We start from the raw sequence: 20733 nt of genomic DNA, 5'->3' as shown, positions 1-20733 counted from the left end.
CGATTCGTTTTTGGGTAAGGGGTGTGCAGGCAAGCTTTGCACGTTCTGTGCAGGCCGCACGCGTTATGCCCGCACGCGGTAGCCCGCACAGGCGCGTAACCTGTGCGGGGTAGTATGACCAGTAACCGCCTTACTGGTAGCGTGAGAGCCACCATGCATAGGACGGCGGCAGAATGGTTTTTGCGTCCTTGGCGTGCAGAATACGCGCTGCCTCGTGCGGCCAGTGCGGGTTGGCCAGCAAAGGGCGGCCGATTGTGGCGACATCCACAATCTCGTTACGGATCAGGGCATCAGCCTGACGGCCTTCGCTGATGTACCATGATGTGGTGACAGGCAAACCCGCCTCCTGCCGCACTTTATGGGCTATGGGGGTCATAAACCCGGCCCCCCACGGAATGGTGGCTTCGGGGGTGGAAAAGCCTATGCTGACATCAATAAAGTCCAGCCCGTGCTCTTTCATCCTGCGTACGAGAGCAATGGATTCTTCCAGTGTCTGCGCATCGTTGCCATCAAATTCAATTACGCCAAAACGGGCAATCAGCGGGCGGTCTTCGGGCCAGACGGCACGCACGGCTGCCAGTGTTTCCAGCAGGAAGCGGCCCCGGTTTTCTGCCGAGCCACCATACTGGTCCGTGCGCTTGTTGGAATGCGTGGACCAGAAGCTCTGCGCCAGATAGCCATGGGCAAAATGCAGCATCAGCCATTCAAAACCCACGTCACGCGCACGTATTGCGGCTGCGACAAAGTCGTTTTTAACGCGTTCAATGTCCTCAAGGGTCATTTCATGCGGTGCGCGGGGCAGGTTGGCACCAAAAGCAACGGGGGAAGGGCCAATGGGCTGCCAGCCGCGCGGGTCGGTGGCGGTAATATGGTCATCCCCTTCCCATGGCACATTGGCGCTGGCCTTGCGCCCTGCATGGGCGATCTGGATACCCGGCGTAGCCCCGGTTTTGCGGATACTGGCAACAATGGGAGCATAGGCCTGTGCCTGCGCATCATTCCACAGGCCAAGGCAGTTGGGGGTAATCCGCCCTTCGGGAGAAACAGCGGTGGCTTCAAGCGTAACAAGCCCGGCTCCACCGCGGGCGAGCGAGGCATAATGCACACTGTGCCAGTCGTTGGGCATGCCGTCCTGCGCCTGATACTGGCACATGGGGCCAACAGCAATGCGGTTGCGTAATGTGCTGCCTTTGAGGGTATAAGGGTCGAAAAGCGTTGGCATGAACCGTGCTCCTGTTACAAAGGGGCATCATAGCCCCGTTAGTTCGACTATAATCGAACTAACAGGCAAAGCAAGGGAAGAGGTAGGTCAAACAGTTGTCATGAAGCAGTATGACCATCCATTGGCGCAGGATATGCAGTTGTCCTGCCTGCTTTACGCCCTGTCCGACCCGTTCCGGCTGACGGTGGTGCGCAAGCTTGCAGCCTGTCAGCCCCAGCCCTGCGCCCCGTTGCAGGATGGGCGGCCAAAATCCTCCGTCTCCCACCACTTTGCCGTCTTGCGCAAAGCCGGGCTTATCCGGACTGAAGTGGTGGGGGTTACCCACATGAACTCCCTGCGTGAGCAGGAGCTGGAAAGCCGTTTTCCTGGTCTGCTGGCGGCCATTCTGGCGGCTGCCAGCGTGGAGGACGTGCCCGTCTAGGGCACCAGCACGGCAGCGCCATCAAACCGGCCATGGCGCAAATCATCCAGTGCTTTGTTGGCGTCCTTGAGCGCGTAGGTCGTGGTGGTGGTGTGGATACCAATTTTGGGGGCGAGGGAAAGAAATTCCAGCCCGTCCTCACGCGTCAGGTTGGCAACAGAGACAATATCGCGCTCTTCCCATAACGTGTCGTAGGAAAAAGCGGGGATTTCACTCATATGAATCCCGGCGCACACGACACGCCCGCCTTTGCGCAGGGTTTTAAGGGCTGCGGGGACCAGAGCCCCATCAGGGGCAAAAATAATGGCTGCATCCAGTTGCTCGGGGGGGAGTGCATCCGACCCACCAGCCCATTTTACGCCGAGCGAGCGGGCAAACTCCTGCGTTTTGGTGTCATTGGGGCGGGTAAAGGCATAAACCTCGCGCTTTTGCCACACCAGAACCTGCGCAATAATATGGGCTGCTGCCCCAAAGCCATACAGCCCAACTTTCTGGGCATTGCCCGTTTTGCCAAGTGAGCGCCACCCGATCAGCCCTGCGCAGAGAAGGGGGGCGAGGGAGACGTCCGAGCCTTCCTCCCCCATGGGGAATGCAAAATGTGCATCGGCCACGGCCATTGTGGCGTAGCCGCCATCGCGCGTGTAACCGGTAAAAATGGGGTGGTCACACAGGTTTTCATGGTCTGTTGCGCAATAGGAGCAGTGCCCGCAGGTATGGCCCAGCCACGGAATACCTACGCGCTGGCCAACCGTAAGGGAGGTTACGCCACTGCCCAGCAGGTCAACCCGGCCAATAATTTCGTGCCCCGGGGTTACGGGCAGTTTGGGGTGGGTCAGGTCTCCATCCACCACATGCAGGTCGGTCCGGCACACACCGCAGGCCAGCACCTTGACCCGAATCTGGCCCGGGCCGGGGGTCGGGTCGGGTAGTTCCTCCCATTGCAGCGGGGTGCGCGGGCTGTGCAGACGCATGGCGAACATGAAGGCTCTCCCTATGGGGCAGCGGGCTTGCAACTGGCACCCTGTGCCCATCCGTTATGCCGCATTGTGGCGGTTCTTTTCCATTATGTGCAACGCGGCTTTTGGCACGGGTAGGCGGGGCCTGCGCATTGCGGGGTCCCTATAGGGGCATAACCAGCCGTTGGGCACCGGCGCGGGTAGCAGAGATTGGTGCAGGGTTCCGCCCCGCCTGCTCAGAACGGTTTGAGCAGGCGGTCCAGATACTCAAGTTCCTGTTGCGGGCGGGTTCGGTCTGAATCGCGGCGGCGGAGTTCCTGCTCAATCTCACGCGCGCGCTGGCGGGCTACCGTGTCGGGAATATGGGTGCTGTCGTCCGTATTCTGGTCCGCCCCTTCGCCTTCCTTACGGCCTAGGGGGTCTTTGCCTGTTGTGTTTTCATCGTCCCCACCTTCGCCCGCAGCATCGGAGGGCTGGCCATTCCCGTTCTCTCCCGTATTGCCTGAGCCGGATGACCCATCGCCACTCCCCCCAAAGGAGGGCAAAAAGCTGGGCGTTGTGTTCTGGCCATTGCCCTTCATGCTATCCTGCATCTGCTTGCGGCTCTGGCGCAGGGCTTCGAGTGCTTTTTCCTCAGCACTGGCGGCTGCGGCATCATCCCCATCAGCCAGCGCCTTGCGGGCCGTAGCCATGCTCTTGCGGGCCTGTTCAAATGCATCGGGGGTTTTGCCGGTTAGCTCCTTGAACTCATCTTTAAGCTCGCTCAATGCCTGTTCAAGTGCATGCTGGGTTGCACGTTCGGTGCGGCGTGCGCTGGCCTGTGCTTCAGCCTTGGCCGGGTCTGGCATGCCAGCCGGGGGCTGGGTATTGCCGGAGGAAGGCTGCTGGCCTGTGCTGCCTCCACCCATATTGGGTGGGGAGGAAAGCCCAAGTCTGCGCAGGAGTTCCGATGTCGGCAGGTTGGCGTATTCTGCGGCTTCTCCATCCCCATCATCCGCCAGATCGCTCTGTTGCTGGGAAAGGGCACGCACATGTTCATCCAGCCGGGACTGGGCATGGTCCAGCAGGCTGGATTCCTTGGTTGTCAGGTCATGCAGGGCGGCGGCCTGCTCACGCGCTTTCTGCTGGGCCTGGAGTTGCTGGGCCAGAGCGGCAAGGTCCTGCGGTGTGGCATTGCGCATGCGCTCGGTTGCGTTTTCCATTTCCTGCAGGCGTTGCATGGCATCGCCCGAGCGGCCATTGGCGGCATCGGCGCGCAACTGCTTCATCAGCCGATCGAACGCTTTATTCCCCGCTGCGGAAAAACCGGGCAGGTCAGGGATGGCTGTATGGTTGCGCAGGGCGTTATCGGCCAGAGCCTGCATTTTGCGGGCAATGGCGTCCTGTAGCGCCTTTAAGCTCTGTTCCAGCTCTTCCTGTGCCTGCTGGTTGTGGGGGCCATTGCGCTTCATGTCCGCCAGCTTCTGGGCAACATCGGCCTGTGCGGCCCGCACATCAATCGAGGCCTGAGCACTGGCATTATCGCCTGTGCGCCGGTCTTCTATGTCCAGCGCCAGATCCCATAGCAGGTTGGTGGCGCTGGTGCGGGCGGTCTGGGTGTCTATGTCGGCATTTTCCAGCAGGGCTACAATGCTGGTCAGGTTGAGGAACATGCCCGTATGCTCCCGTACAGGGCCGGGGGCCTCACCCAATGCTTCCAGGTCCTGCGCCGTATCTTCACGCTTTTCCTGTTCCAGCGCAAAACGCCTGCGCACGTCCAGAATAGCGCGGGCAATGGGGGAGTGGAAAATCCTGCTCCCGAGTTTGAACGTAGCAGGTTCGCTCTGCCCCTGATGCCCGCTGGTAGCGGTTGCCACAATCTGCCCGGTCACGTCCTGCCCGGCCCATGGGTCTTCCGACAGGTCAGGGACAAGCACATTTTTAACCGATTTGGGGTGGCCGGTTAAAGGCAGGGGAATACTCAGTTCCCGCTTGGGGTTGGCTCCTTTGGCAGGGTGGGCAGCGTGTAGCACGACCTGCATGTCTGACAGGCCATAGGCGTGGCTGGCCGTGTAGGGCAGGCGGGTATGCCAGTCCCCCTTGCCGGGGGCACCGGGGGATGGGCCCCAGGCAACCTGTGGGGCCAGGTCGGGCAGAATGGTCATGGACCAGCTGGCAAGGGTGCGTCCCCGGCCGGTTAGCCTGAGCAGGCCACTATGGGTCAGCGTGGCTTCCAGCTTCCAGCTATGTGGGTCCAGTTTCTGGCGTTTTGCGTCCTGTACCACCATGCCGTGTGTGCCTTGCAGCACGGGGTGGGAGGCCATGCCGTTAACAATAACGGTAAGCCGGGCACCTTCCTGCATCTGGGGGGCAGGGCGGTTCGGGCTTAAAAAAACCGGAGCGTCCGGGGCATAGGCGGGGGGAGTAATCCACGCATCTATGTGGGGGAGGGGCACGTCCGGGTCATCCCGGCCGGGAATAAAAGCGGCCAGAATACGCCCCGGAGCCGAGGACCCGGCAACTCCGCCGGCCACGCCAAGAGCCAGCACCAGCCCCGCCGCCGCAAGCTGGTGCGCGCGGCCTTTGGGCGCAAGGTCGGGCCAGCCAGCTCGCAACCGGCCAAGGGAGGCCAGAAGCCGCTGCCGATGGGCCTGCCACAGGAGCGTATTGCTGGCGTGGGGGAGTGGTGCCGGGGTATCTGTCAGGCTTGCTAGGGGGCGGTCGCGCAGGCCGGATGCCTGCTCGATCCGGCGGTCAATGTCCTCCGGCGTGGTGGGGCGCAGGCGGCCCAGATCGGTATGGAGCCGCCAGCCACACAGGCTCAGCCAGCCTGCTACACTAACAAGGCGCAGTCCATCAGGCAGGTGCTGGGGCAGGCGGAGCAGGCCCGCCAGTGTGTAAACCCCCAGCATGGCTACGGTCGGCTGGAGGGCAGGCCAGAGCTGCTCAATGTGCAAAACAAGGGCCGCATTACGGCGCACATGGGCCAGACGGGCCGCCAGCGTGCCGTCCTGCGCGGTTGATGCGGTCAGATCCTGCTTCAGACCGCGCATGCGTCAGGCTTTTCCGTTCGGGGGAGCTGGCATGGCTTCATCCTGCCACAGTTCTTCCAGTGTCTGCCGGCGGCGTATAACTGTCCATTGACCGTTTTCTACCAGAACCTGCGCGGCCAGAGGGCGGCTGTTGTAGGTGGAACTCATGACCGCACCATAAGCGCCCGTGTCCAGAATGGCTATACGGGATGCGCGGTCAAGAGGGGGCAGCAGACGGTCGCGCGCAAACGTGTCACCACTTTCGCAGACCGGGCCAACAACATGCGTGGGTGCGACAGGCTGGCTGAAGGCCTGTGGCGCAAGGGGTACAAGGCCATGCCATGCATCATACATGCTGGGGCGGACCATGTCGTTCATGGCGGCGTCAAGCACAAGGAACGGGCCGGGGAGCCCTTCCTCCTTGCGCAGGATAACGCTGCTCAGCAGCACACCTGCGGGGCCAATGGGCCAGCGCCCCGGCTCTATGCTCAGCCGCAGGCCAAGCCCGCCCAGTTCGGCCCGGATGGCGCCTGCCAGAGCTTCCGGCTGGCCCTCCACCTCGTTGCGGTAGCTGATGCCAAGCCCACCACCGCAGTCCACGGCTTCTACGCTCAGGCCACTGACACGCACGGTGCGCACCAGTTCGGCCACGCGGGCATAGGCTGCATGGTATGGCGCGGTGGAAAGGATCTGGCTGCCAATATGGGTTGCAAACCCAACGGGTTTGATGCCCGGCAGGGTAAAGGCGTGGGCATACAAAGCCGCAGCGTTATCAAACGGAATGCCAAACTTGTTGGCGGCCAGCCCGGTGGTGATCTTGGCGTGGGTTTTGGCATCCACATCGGGGTTGATGCGCAGCGTGATGGTGGCCTGTTTGCCAAGGCGCGTTGCAATGGCCGAGATAATGGCCAGCTCTTCCGCACTTTCCACGTTAATCTGGCCAATGCCCAGACCAATGGCATAGTCCAGCTCCGCATCGGTCTTGCCTACGCCGGAAAAAACTACTCGCTGCGCCGCAATGCCCGCTTTTTGTGTGCGTGCAAGTTCGCCCCCGCTGACAATATCCGCCCCATACCCTTCCTGCCCGATAAGGGACAGGACGGAGAGGTGATCATTCGCCTTGACCGCGTAATGGATGCTGACATCCAGCCCCGCATCCGCCATGGCCGTACGCATGCGGGCAAGGCGCTGGCGCAGTGTGCCAGCACCCAGCACCCAGCATGGGGTGCCAACCGCATCGGCTATGGCGTTCAGGGGGACGCCCTCAAACATCAGCCCACACAAGGGGTCTGTGCTCAGGTGCGGGTGGGTTGCCAGCAGTTCAGCCAGCGAGGGGTCTGCATCGGTATAGGCGGGTGAATCAGCCATGAAACGAACTGGGCCTTGGACAAAAAAGGGCGGAAGCATGGGTGAGCGCACTGCACGGTAGGCCAGAGCCCGTGTGGTGCCGCACGGGGGCTGGCCTGTTACGGCATGGGCTGCGCTCAGTCCGGTGGATAGACGAGGGGGTAGGTAATCTTGTTGCGCGGACCCGGAGCCTGATTAGGCCCCTTTTTGCCACAGGCGGCCAGTGGCAGGCACAGGGCGGTTGCCAAAAACAGGCCCATGAACAGGCGGGGGGTCATATGCTCAACCTTTTGTGGTGGTGGGGGTGCCTGCCAGTGCATCCAGCCAGCGGGTGGCCTGCGCCATAACGTTGGATGCAGCGGTTCCGCCAAGACTTGTGCGCGAGGCTATGGAGGCATCAACACTCAGGACAGAGTAAATATCCTGCGTAATGCCCGGTTCTTCGGCCTGCATTTCCGCCAGAGTGAGTTCTGCAAGGCCAATATTCTGGGCTTCTGCGCGGGCCACAAGACGGCCTGTTACGTGGTGGGCGGTGCGGAACGGCACCTTGAGCACCCGTACCAGCCAGTCTGCAATATCGGTTGCAGTGGAATAGCCCGAGCCAGCCAGAGCGCGCATCTGCCGGGTGTTGGCGGTCATGTCGCGCACCATGCCATCGCATGCGGCAAGGCACAGGGCGGCTGCATCGGTTGCGGCAAAAACCGGTTCCTTGTCTTCCTGCATGTCCTTGGCATAGGCCAGTGGCAGACCTTTCATGACCGTCAGCAGCCCGATCAGGCTGCCGTTAATGCGGCCTGTTTTGGCGCGAACCAGCTCGGCCGCATCCGGGTTGCGCTTTTGCGGCATGATGGAAGAGCCGGTTGTAAACGCGTCCGACAGCCGGATGAAGGAGAAGGGGGAGGAACACCAGATCACGATTTCCTCTGCCATGCGGGAGAGGTGCATGGCCAGAATGGACAGTGCAGACAGATATTCCAGTGCAAAATCCCGGTCCGAAACCGCATCGAGCGAATTGGCAGTCGGGCGGTCAAAATGCAGGAGTTCGGCCGTCATGGCCCGGTCAATGGGGAAGGACGTGCCTGCGAGGGCAGCCGAGCCCAGCGGGCATTCGTTCAGGCGGCGGCGTGTGTCGGCCAGACGCCCCCGGTCACGGGCCAGCATTTCCACGTAAGCCATAAGGTGGTGGCCAAAGGTGACCGGCTGTGCGGTTTGCAGGTGTGTAAAGCCGGGCATGGGGTCTGCCGCGTGTTCCTGTGCCCGCTGTGCCAGTGCGCGCATGAGCGAGGCCACCTGCTGGTCCAGCCCGTCTATGGCGTCACGCACCCACAGGCGGAAGTCGGTGGCTACCTGGTCATTGCGGGAGCGGGCGGTGTGCAGGCGCTTGCCAGCTTCCCCCACCCGTTCAGACAGGCGGGCTTCGATATTCATGTGAATATCTTCCAGCGCTTCGGAAAAGGCGAAGTCGCCCGCGGCAATTTCCGCGCCAATTTCGGTCAGTCCCTTGCGGATTGCCGTCTCGTCATCCTTGGAGATGATGCCCACATGCGCAAGCATGGCCGCATGGGCCAGAGAGCCTGCAATATCCTGCTTCCACAAGGCTTTATCAAAGCTGATGGAGGCGTTGATGGCCTGCATGATGTCCGAAGGTCCACCCGCAAATCGTCCGCCCCACTGCACATTGGCATTGGCTGTGGTGGCTGTCTGGGCCGGGGGCTGGTTCTTCAAAGACATGGTTGGCTGACCTGTTCGTTTACATGTAGCGTGGAGCCGCAGCCATAATACCGGAGCAGGCTGAATGCAAAGCCCATCCTACCGGCGCATGCCGCGCTGCGCAAACCGTCATCCTTGCGCCAGATCATGCCAGTGCTGCGGTGCGGGCAGGTTTTTTATGGGGCAGGCGGTGTTTACAGGGCTGGCTGCATGCTTATTTCTCTGCTTATAAAGTGTGTAAATTACAAAGGGTTCAGGAAAAGACCATGGCTCACGAACTGACAACTTTTGGAGTGATCGACCCGGGTGCAAACGTGCTGCTCGAGGTGATCAAGGCAGAAAACCCGATTGCAGCCGTGCGTCGGCTGGAAGAAAAGATGCGTGGGCCGGACTACGTGGCTGCCCGCAGCTACAGTGAAGGCGGTGAAGAATCGCTGGACGGCACAGACCCCGCCTATCTGGTCTATGATCTGGATGGCAGTGGTCTGGATGCGGAAGGTCTGGGTGGTGAGGATGCAGGTCGCGTCCGGGCCGAGGCCGATCTGGCCGCCGTTATTGTCTCCTCCGCCCAGTAAGGCGTTTTTTCGGGCCTTGGGGGAGGCGGATGTTATGCGTCTGCTCCCCCTCTGCCCGGCAAACTGGCACATGCCGGCATGACTGATGACAGAAATATTGGCTGAGAGTTTTAAGGTTTACGGGCAGGATGGCGGCGGGCCGTTTGTGCTGGTCAGTGACCATGCAGGACAGGCTGTTCCGCCCACGCTTGATGGTCTGGGCTTGAGCGCGGATGAGCGTGCCCGCCATATCGGGTGGGATATTGGTATAGACGGTGTTGGCCGCAAACTGGCCGATGCCCTGCCTGCGGTGCTGATCGAGCAGGTGTATTCCCGTCTGGTGATCGACTGCAACCGCGCGCCGGGTCACCCTACCTCCATTGTGACGCAGAGTGATGGCACGGCTGTTCCACGCAACCAGAGCCTGAGCATGCAGGACCGGGCATGGCGCGAACAGGCCATTCTGCACCCTTACCACCAGCGGATTACACAGGAGCTTGATGCCCGGCTGGCGCAAAAGCGCGCTGTGGTTGTGGTGGCTCTGCACAGCTTTACGCCGGTCATGCGCGAGGTAGCGCGGCCATGGCATGTGGGGCTGCTGCATAACCATGACTCCCGTCTGGCCCATATCATGATCGACCTGCTCCGGGCCGAAGGGCTGGTGGTGGGGGATAATGAACCCTACGCCCTGACCGATACATCGGACTACACAATCCCCCTGCATGGCGAGCAGCGCGCCCTGCCGCATATTGAAATTGAAATCCGTCAGGATCTGATTGCCCACCCCGCAGGTCAGGCGGAATGGGCCGCCCGGCTGGCCAGCCTGCTGCCGCAGGCCTGGCGGATTTTTTGCACAAGGTATGAACAGCGGCCATGACCACCTCCCCCACCACACCACCCCCGCAGATTATTACCGGCAAGGCCAGACTGGCCGGTGTTATGGGCTGGCCGGTTGAGCATTCTCGCTCGCCCGCGCTGCATAACTACTGGCTGCGGCGTTATGGGGTTGATGGTGCCTATGTGCCCTTGCCCACGGCTCCGGAGGATTTTGTGGCGGCGGTACTCGGGTTGCAGGCTGCGGGCTTCAAAGGGGTTAATGTTACCATTCCGCACAAGGAGGCGGCCTATAAGCTGGCCGATGTGCTGGATGTCTCGGCCCGGCGGGCAGGTGCGGTCAACACGCTTGTCTTCCGTGAGGATGGGAAAATCCTTGGCCTTTCCACCGATGGCAGCGGGTTTGTTGCCAGTCTGGAGGCCAGCAGCCTGCCCCCCCGCCCGCAGACCCGCGCCCTGCTGCTTGGGGCCGGCGGGGCTGCGCGGTCCGTGGCTGCGGCTTTGCAGGACAGGGGGCTCAAGGTTGCCATAACCAACCGCACGGACGAGCGCGCAGTAACGCTGGCCGCGGCATTGCCCGGTACGGATGTGGTGGCTTGGTCCGAGTGGGAGCAGCAGTTGGGGGAGTTCGCCCTGCTGGTCAACACCACCTCGCTGGGTATGGCCGGAGGGCCGGACCCGTTGTTCTGCCCTTCTCTGGCGCAGGCGGCGGAGGATCTGGTGGTGGCGGACATTGTCTATGCCCCACTGGTTACGCCCCTGCTCGCGGCGGCAACCCGGCAGGGTTTGCGCACGGTGGGGGGGCTGGGCATGCTGCTCCATCAGGCACGGTTTGGTTTTAAGGAATGGTTTGGCGTGGACCCGCAAGTGGACGATGCAACGCAGGACCATGTTCTGAACAGCCTTTGAGCGTGATCTGCTCCTTTTGACCAAGGCAGGGTTTACGCATGAAAATACTGGGCCTGACCGGAGGCATGGGTATGGGCAAAAGCACGGTTGCCAGCATGCTGCCCCGTGCCGGAGTGGCGGTGTTTGATGCAGATGCCACTGTTCATGCCCTGCAGGCTCCCGGCGGGGCTGCCTTGCCCCGCATTGCGCAACTGGTGCCGCAGGCTGTAACGGCCGGGCGGCTGGACCGGGCGGTGCTCCGGCAGGCCGTGCTGGCCCACCCGGTATTGCTGAAAAAACTGGAAGCCATTATGCACCCTCTGGTGCGCCGTGCCCGCACCGAGTTTTTGCGCCGCTCCCGCCTGCAGGGGGCAGCCTGCGTGGTGCTGGATATTCCACTGTTGTTTGAAACCGGGGCAGACCGGCTCTGTCGCCGGGTGGCGGTGGTGTCTGCTCCCCCATGGGTGCAGCGCAGGCGTGTGGCTCATCGCCGCAACATGCCGCCCCCGCAGGCCCGGAGGCTTATTGCCTGCCAGATGCGGGATGCCCGCAGGGTACAAAAGGCGGATACCGTTATCCGCACAGGGCTGTCCATGAAGGAAACAGAGCGGCAGGTCCGCCGCTTTATCAGGAGTTTGAGGGCATGAAGCGATCCATCCTGTTTGATACGGAAACAACAGGACTGGACCCCGCAACCGGGGACCGGGTGATTGAAATTGCAGCCCTGGAACTGGTGGGGGACCTGCCCACGGGCAATAGTTACCACACCCTGCTGGACCCCGAGCGTGATGTGCCTGAAGAGGCCAGCCGTGTTCACGGCTTTACCCGCGCGGACCTGGAGGGAAAGCCAAAGTTTGCCGAGGTCGTGGACGATTTTCTGGCCTTTGTGGGGGATGATGCCCTTATTGCGCATAATGCCCGCTTTGACTTTGGCTTTTTAAACGCAGAACTCAAGCGCGCAGGCCGCAAACCGCTGGATATGGGCCGTATGGTGGACACGCTGGATATGGCACGCGAGCGTTTTCCCGGCATGCCCAACAGTCTGGACGCATTGTGCCGCCGCTTTGGCGTGGACCTGTCTGCCCGTACAACCCACAATGCGCTGCTGGACTGCAAGCTGCTGGCCGAAGTGTATGTGGAGCTTATGGGCGGTCGCCAGCATGGTCTGGGGCTGGTGGCTGATGGCGAGCAGGCACCCACCGTGGTGTATGACGGCCCGGCAGAACGCAAGGTGGTAAAAGTCTGCCCCACAGCTGCCGAACTGGCTGCACACACTGCCTTTGTGGAAAAACTTAAAGACCCGGTCTGGAACACATAAACCGTCCAGCCATGCCTGCAATAAAGCTATGCAGCGGCAGAACCCTATGCCATGTTTTGGTGGTCCCGAACACAAGGAGCATTTTTGATGCGCTCAGCATCCCGTCGTTTTCTTGCGGCGCTGGCACTGTCCGGCGCATGGGCCTTGCCCGCAGGAGCAGAGACCGTTCTCGGCCCTGCCATGGCGGAGGTTACCTTCAAAACCCGCTCGGCTGATCTGGGTGTGGGCTACACTTGGGGCAATGGTGTGCTGACTTATGGCGGGCATGATTACCCGTTTGAGGTCAGTGGGGCTTCGGCCGCTGCAATCGGTTTTTCCTCCGGCAACAGCGTGGGCAAGGTTTATAACCTGCAACGGCTGGAAGATTTTGCAGGAACATACTGGTCGCTCTCGGGAGAGACAACGGTCGGCAAGGGTGTTGCCGGGCACCTGATGGAAAATGACTCAGGCGTGCGTATCCGGCTGGATGAAATCCGCACAGGTGGGCGGCTTGCTGCCTCTCCCTCCCGCCTGACCATCCGCTTTTTGCCTGCGGCCAAAAAGACCGGAACAGACAGCCCCACCAAAAAAGACTGAGTAGGGGCTGTTGCTTTTAGGCCGCTGGATTATTTGGTTGCGTTAGCAGGCTTACGGTTCTGCCTATAACCACACGTTCTTCATAACGTGCCAGAGCCAGTTTGCGCCCTGCTTCCCCCATACTCTGGCGTAGGGCGGGCTGGCTTGCCAACTGGCGCAGAGCCTGTGCCAGCGGGGCAACGCAGCGCGGGGGTACCAGAATGCCCGTCTGCCCATCCACCACCTGCTCACGCGGGCCGGGAACATGGGTGGCCACAACGGGCAGGCCGGTCAGCATGGCTTCAATAACGGACATGGGCAGCCCTTCGCTGTAGCTGGGAAGGGTAAAAATATCCGCAGCGGCCAGAAGTGCCGGAATATCCGCGCGGTAGCCGAGCCGCTTTAACCTTGGCCCTAATTCCCGACTGCTTTGCTCCAGTGCTTCATCCAGCGTTGGACCGTGGTCACTCGCCAGCCGTTCCCCCACAATCCACAGATGCGCATCCGGTACGTCACGCATGGCGGCCAGAAGTTCGGGGTACCCTTTGGCGTGAACAAGGCGGGAGACAATAATGATCACAACAGCCTGTGGCGGGGTGCCCAAGGCTGCACGAACCTGCTGGCGTGCCTGCGCATCGGGGTGAAAAACGCGGCTATCCCGCCCATTGCCGATGACCTGCGGATGCGGGTGGATGCGCAGGCGCAAGGCATCTGCTGCCTGCTCCTGCGATACGGTCAGGTAAATATCGGTTATGGCGCCACACCCCCGTTCCAGCACTTTTGCCAGCAGGCGTTTGGGGCGGGAGCCGGGCTGGTTGAACAGAAAACCGTGGCAGGTATATGCAATGCACGGAACGCCACACAATCTGGCAGCAACCCGGGCCAGAAGGCCGCTAATGGGCATGTGGGCATGCACTATATCCGGTTTTTCACGCTGTATCAGCCGGATAAGCGCCCATAAGGCGCGCAGTTGCGCAAAAGGGGAAAAAGAACGGGCCAGAGGTGGGGTTTCAATACGAAAACCCTCCGCCCGTGGCCCGTCAAGCAAGGCGCCATCGGCGCAGACACCTACAACATCATGCCCTTCCGCACGCAATGCGCGCATCAGCGGGAGCAGGAACTGGACAAGCGAAAAATCAACATTCGTGACTTCAAGTATTTTCACGGTCGGGATTATTCGCTGATCAGTGTCAGTGCCCAATGGATCGGCTTGGGCGGGGGCTGCCCTATCATGGAATGGAGAAGTGCCGGGTGGCCGGTGGTGGCGGGTTTGGGTTCCGGCGCGGTGGCGGGGGCTGGTTCTACTGGCTCTGCGGCGGGTAGGGGGTCTGCAAGGGGGGAGGTCTCTTCAGCCGTAATGCTGAGTGCATCAGCAGCAGATGCCGCAATGGCTGGCTGTTCCTGCGCTGTTTCCGGCAAAGCAGCCTGCTGCGCGGGAGTGGTCTCTTCCTCCGCAGGTGCTGCGTCTGGTTCGGGTGTAGGCGTGGCTGCGCTCTCATCCAAAGGTGGTGCGGGCGGGGTCAGGACAAGCTGGAGCGTTTTTATCCTGCGGCCCTGACCCAGATACACACTTTCTTCCACCCGGACCTGTCCATCGGACTGGAAGAGCCAGCTTTCTTCCTCGCTGTGCAGCAGGTGGCCGTTTTCGGTCGGTTCCACCATAATATCAGGGTGCAGGTGGAAGCGCACACAAGGCATGCGGGCTAGTGTTGCCCCTTCCAGCTTTTCCTCCCCCCGCAGAGTGCGGCCGTCCTTGCCCAGATAAAGCTGGCGGTGGTACAGGCCCCCGCCCTGGCTTTCGTACCCGTTATGGGTCATGTCCAGCCAGTGTGCGCCGTCCTGCGTTGCATGGGTGCGGCTGACCTGTGGTGGCCTGCTGGTGGTGCCGTTGGTTTCAAAGGTCATGGGGGCCATGCCCGCCAGTTCCAGAACGGAATGGGCCGCCGGGTAGCGCAGGGCCTCTGCCCACCCTTTTTGCCTACTAGCCCCGCAATTGACGATCAGCCGTTGCTTGCCGGATGAAAATTCAAACGAAAGCATGCCCGCATGGGCTGTGTGGTCAAATCCGGTTGGGGCGGGGGCTGCGGCATCCGCTATGACCAGTGCGCGGCCGCTGCTCAGGCGGGCAAATCCGCTTTCGGGCAATCCGGCGGCGACAACGCGGGAGCGGGATACGCGGTTCAGCACAAGTTCCACCAGCTGCGGGTCGCGTTCCGTACTGCCGTTAAACAGGGCCAGCCCGCCATCGGCATGGCGCAGGGCACGCAGGGCGGGAGCGGTCCGGTTGGCAGCATCTACGAGCGTTGTTGGCAGCGGCAGGCGCGCAACCTGAAGAATGTAAAGCATCTCCGCCAGTTCCTTTACCGTCAGGAACAGGTCTTCAGGGCTGCGGGTAATATGTCCGCCATCGGGCAGGATCTGGCTGGTTATGACCTCGTCAATCAGACGCAGGTAGCGGGTCAGGAACTCCGGATAATCGGGAATGGATACCGCAACCGCGAGCAGCCCCTTGAGCGCGCAAAGCGCCTGCCAGCCATAAGCGGCATCGGGCATGAGTGCGATAATCGAGCGGGCCTCCATCATAAGGGAGGCCATCAGGTTCTGGCGAAAAACATCATCAGCGGAGGCGGCAAAAAACTCGTAACAGCCCAGCCATGCGCTCAACCGCGCACCAGTTATGGAAGGGTCCATAACCGCGCGTTCGGCAGCAGGCAGGCGCACCCAGTGTGCAACAAGCGTGCGCGCTTTGATCCGCGCGGATTCAGCGCCCAGTTCGCGCAGGTCCTGTAACCAGCTAAAACCCTGTAACCATCGGCGGTAAGGGGCTGGCCACGCCGGGTCGTCCCATATGCCGGACTGGAGCGAGCGGGGCACGCCATCAAACTCGGTCCGGTTGCGGACCAGTTTTTCCCCTACCGTGGCATTGCCCGGCCACAGGTCCCGCAGCACTACGGCGGGGGCCGCGGGAACGCGTGCAAAACCGCCAAGCGGGTTGCGCATGGCATAGGCAAGGCGGGGGGCACGGGTCCAGCGGCGTAGGGGCATTAGATGAGTGTAACTCCAGGGCTGGGGTATTAAAGGCGCTACTCTAATGGAACTTTATGACAGCATTTGGTGCATTCGTACTATAATCACCATGCGATAGATCAAGCCTTGCGGAGGGAGGCAATGGCCGCGGCATAATCCGGCTTGCCGTAAACGGCGCTCCCGGCGATCAGCACATCCGCGCCAGCCTGTACGGCCAGCGGGGCTGTTGCGGCATCTATTCCCCCATCAACCGCCAGACGAATATCGCGCCCGCTGCGTGTGATCATCTCCCGCAGGGCTGCAATTTTAGGCAACTGGCTGGGCAGGAACTTCTGCCCCCCAAAGCCGGGGTTAACGGTCATGACCAGAATAACGTCCACAAGGTCCATGACCTCGGCAATGGCGGCGGCTGGTGTGGCAGGGCACAGCACAATGCCGGGCTTTGCCCCAAGCTGGCGAATAAGCTGGAGCGAGCGGTGTGTGTGCGGCCCCGCTTCTATGTGTATTAGAATCTGGTCGGCCCCGGCCTGGGCAAAGGCTTCCAGGTAGGGGTCAACGGGTGCGATCATCAGATGAACGTCAAAGGGCAGGGCGCTATGCTGCCGCAATGCCTTGATAACGGCTGGCCCAAACGAAATATTGGGCACAAAATGGCCGTCCATCACATCCAGATGGATCCAGTCCGCCCCGGCATGTGCCACGGCTTCTACTTCTTCTCCCAGCCGTGCAAAATCCGCAGCCAGAATACTAGGGGCGATCAGGGGGAATGGTGCAGCACTCATTCCTTGCTTATCCGCAATAGCAGCCGCCTGCGCAACTACAGAAAAACGGTTTGTGCGCTTTTACATGGCAACTGCATGAATAAGGGGCAGGTGCTCAGGCTGCCCGGGTAAAGCGGGCGGCAAAAAAGCCGTCCATTCCGCCTTCATCCAGCCACATGCCCGGATGGGTGCGCAGCCAGCCTTCCGGCGTTAAGGCCTGCGGCAGGAACGAGAGTTCCTCCGGTGTAAAGGGCATGGGCACAAGCCCCATGGCCTGTGCTGCGCGGGCGCGGTCTGGCCCTTCCTCCTGCTGCAAGGAGCATACAGCGTAAACAAGTCTGCCGCCGGGTTTGAGCATATCCCTTGCCGCTGCCAGAAGCTTGTCCTGCGTGGCGGTCAGGGTGGTCAGGTCGCGCGGGCGTTTGACCCACAGCACATCGGGGTGGCGGCGGGCCGTGCCCGTGGCCGAACAGGGGGCATCCAGCAGAATGGCGTCCAGCGGGGCATCGGGCTGCCATGTGGCGGCATCGGCCTGCAACGTGCGAACATCCAAGCCAAGGCGCGCCATGTTTTCCTTCAGGCGCACCAAGCGGGCGGGGTTGTTTTCCACGGCTGTTACTGTTGCGCCGGTTACGGCCAACTGGGCGGTTTTGCCCCCCGGAGCTGCGCACAGGTCGGCCACCTGCTCGTGGGGTTGTACGTTCAGTAGGCGGGCAGGCAGGGTTGCGGCTGCGTCCTGCACCCAGAACGCCCCTTCCTCATACCCCGGTAGTTCGGCAACCCTTGTGCCCGCAGGCAGGCGGATGGACCCGTTGGGGAGGGTTATGCCCCCTTCTGGGGCCTGTGCGCCGGGGCGCAGGGTAATGTCCAGCGGGGCTTCGTGGCTGATGCCCTGAGCAATGGCGCGAGGCACACCTTTGCCAAGTCCGGTCCAGGAGGTCCACAACCATGATGGAATATCCAGCCGGGGCTGGTCCAGCCCATCCAGCACGCTGGCACCACTTGTGGCCACGCGGCGCAGCACGGCGTTGGCCAGCCCTGCAAACGGCGCCAGCTTGCGCCTGCGCAGCAGGGATACGGTGGTGCCAACCGCTGCATGGGGTGGTGTTTCTAGGAACAGCAGCTGTGCGCAACCCATCATCAGGGCAACACGCACCGGCTCGGGCGGTTCTTTTTTTAAAAAAGGCTCCAGCACCGTGCGTAATGTGCCCATGTGCCGCAGGGTTGCTGCAGCCAGACGGTGGGCGGCAGCCCGGTCACGCGCTTCTGCCTGATGTGCGGTTGCCGAGCGGGAGAGGCTGTTCTCCAGCATGCGGCGGTGTTCTACAACGCCGCACAGAATATCAAATGCCACATCCCGCGTGGGGTCGGGCTGTGGGGCGGCGGGGCGGAACCGGCCGCGCGGTTTGGAAGAGGAAGAGCGCGCTGGTGTGGTCATGGGGGCAAAAAACCGTTCGGTAAGCAGGGGAGGTGGTGGCTTACGCCACCACAAGCGCGGCGCCGTTGGGCGCTGTTGCCGGGTTTTGCGTTAAAAAATGCCGTAAGGCCAGAGGATAAAGCCCGTGCTCCTGTTGCAGAACGCGTGCAGCCAGCAGGTCTGGCGTATCACCCGGCAAAACGGGAACAGCAGCCTGACCCAGAATAGGCCCTTCATCCATTCCCTCGGTGACCAGATGCACCGTGCAGCCATGCAGGCGTACACCGGCAGCCAGAGCGCGCTCATGCGTGTGCAGGCCGGGGAAGGAGGGCAGAAGGCTGGGGTGAATGTTGAGCATCCGCCCGGCCCAGGCCGTGGTCAGGTAAGGGGTGAGCAGGCGCATATACCCTGCAAGGCAGACAGCCTGCGCACCAGAGTCTTCCAGTGCGGCATGAATGGCGCGTTCGTGTGCGGCGCGATCCTTGCCAAAGCTGCGGTGGTCTATGGCCAGTGTGGGCAGGCCCGCGGCACGTGCCATGTCCAGCCCCGGGGCATCGGGGTTGTTGCTCAGGACAAGGCAGATACGTGCGGGAAAATCCGGGTCCTGCGCTGCGGTGATCAGGGCCGTGGCATTGCTGCCCCGGCCACTGAGCAGAATGGCAACAGGTGTTTTTGCCGTGCTCATGCTGCCCGGAAATCCGGGGTTGCCTGCATTTTAAGGTCAGGCTTGGCATCGGGGCTCTGTGCAGCAGCAATGGAGCCGATGCGGAAGGCTTCTTCCCCCGCTTCGGCCAGCATGGCCAGCACCTTGTCCGGCTCGGGGGTGATCAGGATCATGCCAATGCCGCAGTTGAATACGCGCAGCATTTCCGCACTGTCCACATTGCCGGTGCGGGCCAGCCATTTGAAGACCGCGGGCATGGGCCATGCCTGATCAATAACCGCATCCAGCCCGTCGGGCAGCACGCGCGGCAGGTTGCCCGGCAGGCCGCCACCGGTAATGTGGGCGGCCCCATGCAGCAGGCCTGCTTTATGCAGGGCCAGCACGGGGCGCACGTACAGGCGCGTGGGTTCCAGAAAAGCCTCGCCCAGCGTGCGGCCCGGTGCAAAGGCTGCGGGGTCGGTCCATGTCAGGTGGGCGTCGGCCACAATGCGGCGCACGAGCGAAAAGCCGTTGGAATGCACACCGGAGGAGGGCAGGGCGATCAGTGTATCACCTGCGGCAATGCCTGCGGGCAGCAGGGCGCTGCGTTCGGCAGCCCCAACGGAAAAACCGGCCAGATCGTAGTGGCCATCGGCGTACATGCCGGGCATTTCTGCTGTTTCACCACCGACAAGGGCGCAGCCGGAGTGTTCGCACCCTTTGGCAATGCCGCGCACAACCTTGGCAGCGGAGGCAACGGACAGGCGACCGGTGGCGAAGTAATCGAGAAAAAACAGCGGCTCCGCGCCCTGAACAATAAGGTCGTTTACGCACATGGCCACAAGGTCGATCCCCACGGTTTCGTGCAGGTCGTTATCTATGGCTACGGTCAGCTTGGTGCCAACGCCATCGGTGCAGGAAACCAGAACAGGGTCGGTAAAGCCTGCGGCTTTCAGGTCGAACAGAGCGCCAAAGCCGCCAAGCCCACCCATGGTGCCCGGCCGGTCCGTGGCTTTGGCAGCAGGGCGAATGGCGTCAACAAGGGCTTCGCCTGCTTCAATGTCCACGCCGGAATCACGGTAGGTGAGGCCGGAGGAAGGGGTGCTAGGAGAAGACGTCATGGGTGCGCTCTTGGTTCGAATGAGAGTAAGGTCGATGCCGGGAACCAAGGTCACTCAGGATTCCCGCGAACAGTCTTTACGGCAGGAGAGGCGGCGCGCAAAGCGGCATGACGCGGTTTGATGAAACAAAAGCATCTTCCCGCCCCCCAAAAGAGGGCAGGAAGCGGCGCATAAACGAAGGTGACGGGGTGACGCAGATAGCCTTGCCATTTGTGTACCGCCCCCGATTCGGGCGGTCGGATTTTGTTGCGGCCCCCTCCAACGCGGCCGCGCGCGCCTGGGTGCTGGATGCGGAAGCCCCCTACCGCTGGCCCGAAGGCCGCATGGCTTTGTGGGGTGAAGGGGGGACGGGCAAGACGCACCTGCTCTCCATCTGGGCAGGGCGGTATGGTGCGCCTGTTATGGCGGGGGAGCGGTTGAACGAGCGCGATGTGGCGGCCCTGTTCAGCCAGGGCGGGTTCAAGGCCGTGGCACTGGATAACGCGGACCGCGTGCCCAGCGAGCATGATCTGCTGCACCTGATCAATCTGGTGCGTGAGCACCGCGTGTTCCTTCTTATGGCGGGGCGTCTGCCGCCTGCGCGCTGGCCCGCCGTGCTGCCTGATCTGGCAAGCCGCCTGCGGGCGACCTCCTCCGTGCCGCTGGGGCAGGCGGAGGAGGACCTGCTGCATCGCCTGTTGTTGCGTTTGCTTGCAGAACGGCAGATTGTTGTTGCACCACAGGTTACGGAGTGGCTGTTACGCCGCCTGCCGCGCCGGGCCAGTGCTGTGCGTGACTGCGTTAGCGCGCTGGATCAGGCGGCCATGGCATCGGGCGGAAAAGTCACACGCGTTCTGGCGGCCAGTGTGCTGGAAGGACTTTTTGCGCGCGATGGTGAACCGTGAAAGGAATATTTCAGTTTTATGACATGATGGCGATTTGACGCCCCCGAACATTCCGGGGCCATCG

At 61.9% G+C, this 20733-nt stretch carries 20 protein-coding genes; 8 read left to right on the top strand and 12 right to left on the bottom strand.

Annotated elements, in window-relative coordinates; genetic code table 11:
- Positions 1 to 130: 130 nt before the first annotated feature.
- Complete coding sequence (locus GOB83_RS01980) at positions 131 to 1222, bottom strand: NADH:flavin oxidoreductase/NADH oxidase (protein ID WP_165925073.1); 1092 nt, start codon at positions 1220 to 1222, stop codon at positions 131 to 133.
- 100 nt (positions 1223 to 1322) lie between these two features.
- Between GOB83_RS01980 and GOB83_RS01975 the strand changes: the two genes are divergently transcribed.
- Complete coding sequence (locus GOB83_RS01975) at positions 1323 to 1643, top strand: ArsR/SmtB family transcription factor (protein ID WP_165925072.1); 321 nt, start codon at positions 1323 to 1325, stop codon at positions 1641 to 1643.
- Here the strand turns inward: GOB83_RS01975 and GOB83_RS01970 are convergent.
- From GOB83_RS01970 to argH, 5 genes are all read right to left on the bottom strand, one after another.
- Positions 1640 to 2623, bottom strand: a complete 984-nt coding sequence (locus GOB83_RS01970; protein WP_165925071.1) for a zinc-dependent alcohol dehydrogenase family protein — start codon at positions 2621 to 2623, stop codon at positions 1640 to 1642. The genes GOB83_RS01975 and GOB83_RS01970 overlap by 4 nt on opposite strands.
- A 212-nt stretch (positions 2624 to 2835) precedes the next feature.
- Positions 2836 to 5631: a DUF4175 domain-containing protein gene (locus GOB83_RS01965; RefSeq protein WP_165925070.1), complete on the bottom strand. Its 2796-nt coding sequence runs from the start codon at positions 5629 to 5631 to the stop codon at positions 2836 to 2838.
- A gap of 3 nt (positions 5632 to 5634) precedes the next feature.
- The gene (lysA, locus tag GOB83_RS01960) at positions 5635 to 6978 is read right to left on the bottom strand and encodes a diaminopimelate decarboxylase (protein WP_165925069.1); all 1344 of its coding nucleotides are present in this window, start codon (positions 6976 to 6978) and stop codon (positions 5635 to 5637) included.
- Between the two features lie 116 nt (positions 6979 to 7094).
- Positions 7095 to 7235, bottom strand: coding sequence for a hypothetical protein (locus tag GOB83_RS01955; protein ID WP_165925068.1), 141 nt, complete (start codon positions 7233 to 7235; stop codon positions 7095 to 7097).
- Between the two features lie 4 nt (positions 7236 to 7239).
- Positions 7240 to 8688, bottom strand: a complete 1449-nt coding sequence (gene argH / locus GOB83_RS01950; RefSeq protein ID WP_165925067.1) for an argininosuccinate lyase — start codon at positions 8686 to 8688, stop codon at positions 7240 to 7242.
- Between the two features lie 245 nt (positions 8689 to 8933).
- Between argH and GOB83_RS01945 the strand changes: the two genes are divergently transcribed.
- The 6 genes from GOB83_RS01945 (at position 8934) to GOB83_RS01920 (ending at position 12837) form a co-directional block, all read left to right on the top strand.
- On the top strand, positions 8934 to 9242 hold the full coding sequence (locus GOB83_RS01945; protein WP_095349006.1) for a hypothetical protein: 309 nt from the start codon (positions 8934 to 8936) through the stop codon (positions 9240 to 9242).
- Positions 9243 to 9327: 85 nt separating this feature from the next.
- Complete coding sequence (locus GOB83_RS01940) at positions 9328 to 10098, top strand: N-formylglutamate amidohydrolase (protein WP_165925066.1); 771 nt, start codon at positions 9328 to 9330, stop codon at positions 10096 to 10098.
- Positions 10095 to 10964, top strand: coding sequence for a shikimate dehydrogenase (locus GOB83_RS01935; protein WP_165925065.1), 870 nt, complete (start codon positions 10095 to 10097; stop codon positions 10962 to 10964). Before GOB83_RS01940 ends, GOB83_RS01935 begins: the two co-directional genes overlap by 4 nt.
- 38 nt (positions 10965 to 11002) lie before the next feature.
- Positions 11003 to 11590 carry a dephospho-CoA kinase gene (coaE, locus tag GOB83_RS01930; protein ID WP_165925064.1) on the top strand — a complete coding sequence of 196 codons (588 nt, stop codon included), beginning with the start codon at positions 11003 to 11005 and terminating at the stop codon, positions 11588 to 11590.
- Entirely contained in the window at positions 11587 to 12261 is a 675-nt protein-coding gene (gene dnaQ, locus GOB83_RS01925) for a DNA polymerase III subunit epsilon (RefSeq protein ID WP_095349002.1), read from the top strand. Before coaE ends, dnaQ begins: the two co-directional genes overlap by 4 nt.
- A gap of 87 nt (positions 12262 to 12348) precedes the next feature.
- Positions 12349 to 12837: a hypothetical protein gene (locus GOB83_RS01920; RefSeq protein WP_086645334.1), complete on the top strand. Its 489-nt coding sequence runs from the start codon at positions 12349 to 12351 to the stop codon at positions 12835 to 12837.
- A gap of 16 nt (positions 12838 to 12853) precedes the next feature.
- Here the strand turns inward: GOB83_RS01920 and GOB83_RS01915 are convergent, their stop codons facing one another.
- From GOB83_RS01915 to purM, 6 genes are all read right to left on the bottom strand, one after another.
- Positions 12854 to 13981, bottom strand: a complete 1128-nt coding sequence (locus tag GOB83_RS01915) for a glycosyltransferase family 4 protein (RefSeq protein ID WP_165925063.1) — start codon at positions 13979 to 13981, stop codon at positions 12854 to 12856.
- An 8-nt stretch (positions 13982 to 13989) separates the two neighbouring features.
- On the bottom strand, positions 13990 to 15861 hold the full coding sequence (locus GOB83_RS01910) for a heparinase II/III family protein (protein WP_165925062.1): 1872 nt from the start codon (positions 15859 to 15861) through the stop codon (positions 13990 to 13992).
- A 101-nt stretch (positions 15862 to 15962) separates the two neighbouring features.
- Complete coding sequence (rpe, locus tag GOB83_RS01905; RefSeq protein WP_165925061.1) at positions 15963 to 16625, bottom strand: ribulose-phosphate 3-epimerase; 663 nt, start codon at positions 16623 to 16625, stop codon at positions 15963 to 15965.
- 94 nt (positions 16626 to 16719) lie between these two features.
- A complete protein-coding gene (locus GOB83_RS01900; protein WP_165925060.1) occupies positions 16720 to 18042 on the bottom strand; it encodes an RsmB/NOP family class I SAM-dependent RNA methyltransferase in 1323 nt (440 codons plus the stop codon).
- Between the two features lie 40 nt (positions 18043 to 18082).
- Complete coding sequence (gene purN / locus GOB83_RS01895; RefSeq protein ID WP_095348997.1) at positions 18083 to 18706, bottom strand: phosphoribosylglycinamide formyltransferase; 624 nt, start codon at positions 18704 to 18706, stop codon at positions 18083 to 18085.
- Complete coding sequence (gene purM, locus GOB83_RS01890; RefSeq protein WP_086645340.1) at positions 18703 to 19785, bottom strand: phosphoribosylformylglycinamidine cyclo-ligase; 1083 nt, start codon at positions 19783 to 19785, stop codon at positions 18703 to 18705. The genes purN and purM overlap by 4 nt, the downstream gene beginning before the upstream one ends.
- A gap of 107 nt (positions 19786 to 19892) precedes the next feature.
- Here purM and GOB83_RS01885 point away from each other — a divergent pair, with 107 nt between their 5' ends.
- Complete coding sequence (locus GOB83_RS01885) at positions 19893 to 20669, top strand: P-loop NTPase family protein (protein WP_165925059.1); 777 nt, start codon at positions 19893 to 19895, stop codon at positions 20667 to 20669.
- Positions 20670 to 20733: the final 64 nt, after the last annotated feature.

This window comes from Acetobacter fabarum (assembly GCF_011516925.1).
Taxonomy (GTDB): domain Bacteria; phylum Pseudomonadota; class Alphaproteobacteria; order Acetobacterales; family Acetobacteraceae; genus Acetobacter; species Acetobacter fabarum.
This window is presented reverse-complemented; position numbering and strand designations above follow the sequence as displayed.